General features: G+C 56.4%; 4 protein-coding genes. 2 read left to right on the top strand and 2 right to left on the bottom strand.

What is annotated here, in order from left to right:
• The first annotated feature begins 93 nt into the window (after nt 1-93).
• On the top strand, nt 94-303 hold the full coding sequence (locus AC33YF_RS12770) for a cold-shock protein (protein WP_491777590.1): 210 nt from the start codon (nt 94-96) through the stop codon (nt 301-303).
• A gap of 300 nt (nt 304-603) precedes the next feature.
• Here the strand turns inward: AC33YF_RS12770 and AC33YF_RS12775 are convergent, their stop codons facing one another.
• Entirely contained in the window at nt 604-1,407 is an 804-nt protein-coding gene (locus AC33YF_RS12775) for an alpha/beta fold hydrolase (protein ID WP_491777591.1), read from the bottom strand.
• Nucleotides 1,408-1,637: 230 nt separating this feature from the next.
• Nucleotides 1,638-2,999, bottom strand: coding sequence for a metal-dependent hydrolase family protein (locus tag AC33YF_RS12780; protein ID WP_491777592.1), 1,362 nt, complete (start codon nt 2,997-2,999; stop codon nt 1,638-1,640).
• Between the two features lie 316 nt (nt 3,000-3,315).
• Here AC33YF_RS12780 and AC33YF_RS12785 point away from each other — a divergent pair.
• On the top strand, nt 3,316-5,057 hold a 1,742-nt coding region (locus AC33YF_RS12785; RefSeq protein WP_491777593.1), incomplete at its 3' end, for a DUF3604 domain-containing protein.

Below are 5,057 nucleotides of genomic sequence, written 5' to 3' on the forward strand. Positions count from 1 at the left end.
TCAGACCCTCCCAAACATCGACATTCACACCTCCAAGCCGTGCGCCTGCACGACTGGGGGCACGACTACACGTAAATCAACGAAAGGACCCCGATGACACCGGGAACAGTGAAATTTTACAACGCTAGTAGAGGCTTTGGCTTCATTCAGCCTGCTGACGGAGGCAATGATGTTTTCGTCCATGTGACAGCACTTGAACGTGCCGGGATGACAGATCTCGTCGAAGGTCAAAGCGTAAAGTTTGACACTGAGATCGACCGCCGCAGCGGCAAGACCGCTGTAGCAAACATCGAGGCTGCATAGTTCCATTGGAGCTATCAGACTTGATGAAGCCAGAGCCGTCCCTTCGGGGGCGGCTTGTTAGCTATAAGACCTGGGTCTGGAGCTTGCCGCCCAGGCCAGGCCTCGCCAGGCAACCGTCTGCTCGATGCTCGCTTCTACCAACTGGCAGACCTCAATCGTGAGACCAGGAATGTCGGACAATGGTTGGTAACCGGACATAGGTGCGTCCAGGTCCTAGGGCCGCTTCTGACCCAAAACCGACATCCGGTGCGGTCATAGTCAAACAAGATCATCCAGGCTGAACGACCCTGGGCGGCATACTCAGTTCTTGGCAATCTCCAGCAGGATTTCCGCAACCTGTTCCTTAGATGGGCTTTGCTCTTGGAGTGCATGAGGGCCTTCAACCGTGTGAACCATCCAACCACGCTCTCCTGACCTTTGGGCGCCTTTCTCGCGCAGGACATCGAAAAACTCGCCCTCAGTTGCAGCTATAAATGTGCCCGATGTGGGCAAAGGCCCCTTCAGGTCAATTCGATCAGTATAGGTCTTGATGGGATGGTTGCTCATGGTGGGAAGCGGTGGATCACGCAAAAACTTGGGTGGAAGCAACCAGCCATCCCCCTCCTTTTCTACAGCCTCTCGTATGTGTTCTACCTCGCTGGAAGGTGCAAAATCGGTGATCATGCTCTCTCCGTGCTCCATGATCACCGCATCCACATAGACAATGTGGGCAATTCGTTCCGAGAGTCTGTCCGCAGCGCCGGTAATTGGGGCCCCTCCGTAGCTGTGACCCACGAGGATCACATTCTCAAGGTCGAGCCAGGTGATGTAGTTCACAACATCCGTAATATGGGTCGATAAGCCGATCTGCTTTGAGAGCAGATGATTCCGCTCTCCAAGGCCGCTCAATGTCGGCGTGTGGACAGCGTATCCCTCGTTCCTGAGAATTGCGGCGAGGGGTTCCCACTGACCGCCCCACTGGAAAGTCCCATGCACCAAGACGAAGACCGGTTTGTCCGTTGTCATCTCATTCTTCGCGCTTTGGGAATTCACCGAGTGGCCGGACGCGATCAAACCGATGCACATCCAGAAAACCGCCGCAAGGATGAGTGTAAACTTACGCATCTTTGTTGCCCTCGGTAAGATTGTCATAGCCTCTATGAGTTCGACCATTGCACGCAGGTTTCAGCCGATCAACACGCCGTGGATGTTGCAAAGTCTCTAACTTGGAGCACCTGCTAGGGACCTTGAATAGCCACTCGCCAAGGCGGATGCGGATGTCCGCTTAAGAGGGTAGAGCAGACATCCGTGATGCGCTGGTTGACGTCCGCTAATGACCCAAAGCGGACGTCGGCCTAATTCAGGGTGTTCTTATAGACTTTGCCGTCTTTCATGATGATCTTGAGATTGCCCGTGTCGGTGACGGCTTTGAGGTCGTCCAGCGGGTTTCCGTCTACGAGTAAAAGGTCAGCATAGGCACCCTCCTGAATGAGGCCAAGAGCACCGTCGGGATAGGGGTTGCGCAGGCCGCTCATTTGAAACAGTTCACCAGAGGTGCTTGTCGCCATGCGCAAGATTTCGACCGGCTTGTACCACTTCAATAGACGTTCCATCATCTTGGCCTGTTCGGCGAAGACCTCTGGAGGGACGAAGAACAGGTCGGTCCCGAATGTTACTTTGAGGTCGGGGATATTCTTCGCGGTCGCGTAGACGAAGGCCGTGCCTTTACAGACTATGGCGAGCTTCGAGTTCGAGAAGTCCGACAACTGCGGCTCCTTACAGAGCGTGAAGGGTTGCGTGCTGAGAAAAACGCCTTTGTCTGCCATGCGCCGAAGTGTCTTTTCGTCGAGCAACTGCCCATGGCCGATGTCCTTCACACCCGCATCGATTGCGCGGTTGATCGAGCTCGGGTGGTAGGCGTGAATAGTCACGTAGGTCTGCCAATCAGCCGCTGCATCCACCGCAGCCTTAAGCTCCTCAAACGTGTACTGATTGCCGAGAAGGGGGTCAGATGGCGAGCTATAGCCACCGCCTGCTCCCAACTTAATTTGCGACGCTCCGTTGCGGAGATTTTCGCGCACCGCGGCCAGGACCTCCGGAACGCCATCAGCAAGGCGCGAGTAGCCAAGCCTCATCCAGAAGGGGCGTGGACCGTCGAAACGAGGATTATTCTGCTCCGGCAAGCGAAAGTCACCGTGACCGGCCGTCTGGCTGATGAATGCACCTGATGGATAAATCCGTGGCCCTGGCACGCGCTCTTCGTCGATTGCCCGCTTTAGACCAAACACGTCGCCGCCCATATCGCGCACCACGGTGAACCCGCGCATTAGCATGGCCTCAGCGTCGCCCGCTGAATAGATGTAGTTGTAGCCCGGTCGGCCTGTGAACATCTGGGCCTGGGGTAGTGAGGCGAAGCCGAGGTGAACGTGCGTATCCGCAAGTCCCGGCATTAGAGTGCGCCCACCGCCATCGATCACCGTAGCCTCGTCACGTACCTCGATCTCACCCTTGGCAATCTTCTTGATGAGATTGCCTTCGACTAGAACGGTCATGCCCTCTGAGAGCGTCTCGCTCTTCCCGTCGAAGATGTTGACGTTGGTGAACAGGATTTGCGGCTTAGGCTTTTCCTCAGTGCCCGTCGAGGTCGCCGAAAAAGCCGTAAGGGCGCAAAGAAAGACACCGGAAAGCACAGCCAAACGACTACGGACACTCAACATTGTTCTCTCCGCACGATGTTTCATCGCGTTCTAACACGGGGTGCGCTGCGGCCGAAATTGGTCCAAATGCTCGCTTTGGCACTTGGCAGACCTCAATTGTGAGGCCGAGGATGTCTGCTTAGGGGCGCAAAGCAGTCGTCGCTAGGTCGCATTCGGATGTCGGCTAATGACCCAAAGCGGACATTCCTCGGCTCCTTCACCCCCGTGTTGACACAGATCAGCTTGCCAATCTGAGATTTCCTTCAAGGTCTGGATTCGACGCCTCGCGCTGTAAGCGCGAGATGCGGGGTGAACGACGAGAACCACGGGGGTTCATATGACTTACAAGTACTCGCGGCCTTCATCCGTGGCGACTCTAGCAGCTGCGGTGGTCTTGCTGACCCTGACTAGTGCGCAGGCACAAGAACTCGTCGGCATGAAACCCGACCCGGATGCCGAGTACTCTCCATACATCCAGTACGATTTCCCCGATCAGGTCTTGTTTGGCGATACGCATCTTCACACCGGTTACTCGGCCGATGCCGGGCTGGTAGGCGCAACAACGACGCCCGACGATGCCTACCGCTTCGCCAAAGGCGAGGCCGTGACATCGTCACATGGCATACGTGCACGGCTGCAACGACCATTGGATTTCTTGGTTGTCGCCGACCACGCCGAAAATCTTGGGCTGACCGCTGGATTAGAGGAAGGCAATGAAGCCTTGCTGGGCACGGAATGGGGCAAAGGCCTTGCGGAAGTCATTGCTCCGAAGACAGAGGAGGCTATGGGTGAAGCCTATATCTATTGGGCCAATACCTTCGCTATGGCAGAGAACGCCGAAGATCCGCTCACAGGGACCGAGTTCAATAAGACCATGTGGCAGCGCATGACCGAAGCTGCAGAGCGGCACAACGATCCTGGACGCTTCACTACGCTGATTGGGTATGAGTGGACCTCCGGTCCCCAAGGAAACAATCTCCACCGCAACATCATATTCCGCGATGGGAAGGACAAGGCCGACAAGGTCATACCGTTCAGCGCCTATGACAGCGACGATCCGGAAGACCTATGGAAGTGGATGGAAAAGTATGAAGCGAACACTGGCGGCCGGCTGTTGGCCATCCCGCACAACGGCAATCTTTCCAACGGCTTAATGTTCGACAACGTCACGCTGACGACCAAGAAACCGCTGGATCGGGACTATGCCGAGCGGAGAATGCGCTTCGAGCCGGTCTACGAGGTCACACAGATCAAGGGTGATGGCGAAGCGCACCCTGCGCTGTCCCCGAACGATGAGTTCGCTGACTACGGCACATGGGACAAGGGCAGCTTCGGGCCGGAGCTGAAGACTCCTGAGATGCTCCCCCGCGAATATGCCCGCGAGGCCTGGAAGCGTGGAATGGCCTATGAAAAGACCCTAGGAGTTAATCCGTTTAAGTTCGGCGTCATCGGTTCTACGGACTCCCATACAGGTCTCTCAACAGCCCAGGAAGACAACTTCTTTGGCAAGGTGACAATGGTAGAGCCAACACCCGATCCCGTGCGCTTTGAAGAACAGATCACTGGACGCTTTACACCTGACGATCCCTCTGACGACATCGTCCATGCTCAAGCGCTTGCATCGGGGCTTGCCGCGGTCTGGGCGCGGGAGAACACCCGTGAGGCCATATGGGATGCGTTCGAACGCAAAGAAGTTTTTGCCACCACGGGGACACGCATGCGCGTTCGTGTTTTCGCCGGCTGGAACTTTGACAAAGATGACCTGAATCGCTCGGACTTCGCCAAACACGGCTACGACGTGGGCGTGCCGATGGGCGGCGATCTTACCGATGCTCCCGAAGGTACAGCACCTTCCCTGTTAATCCGTGCGATCCGCGACCCCGACGGTGCCAATCTTGATCGTATTCAAGTGATCAAGGGCTGGCTCGAGAATGAGGGCAAAACGCATGAACAGGTCTACGATGTCGCGTGGTCAGGCGGCCGCCAACCGGACCCGGATGGCAAGCTGCCGCCGGTCGGAAATACGGTCGATGTGGAAGAAGCCAGCTACTCGAACTCCATCGGAGCGGCTGGGTTGCA

It is taken from the genome of Methyloceanibacter sp. (assembly GCF_058506495.1).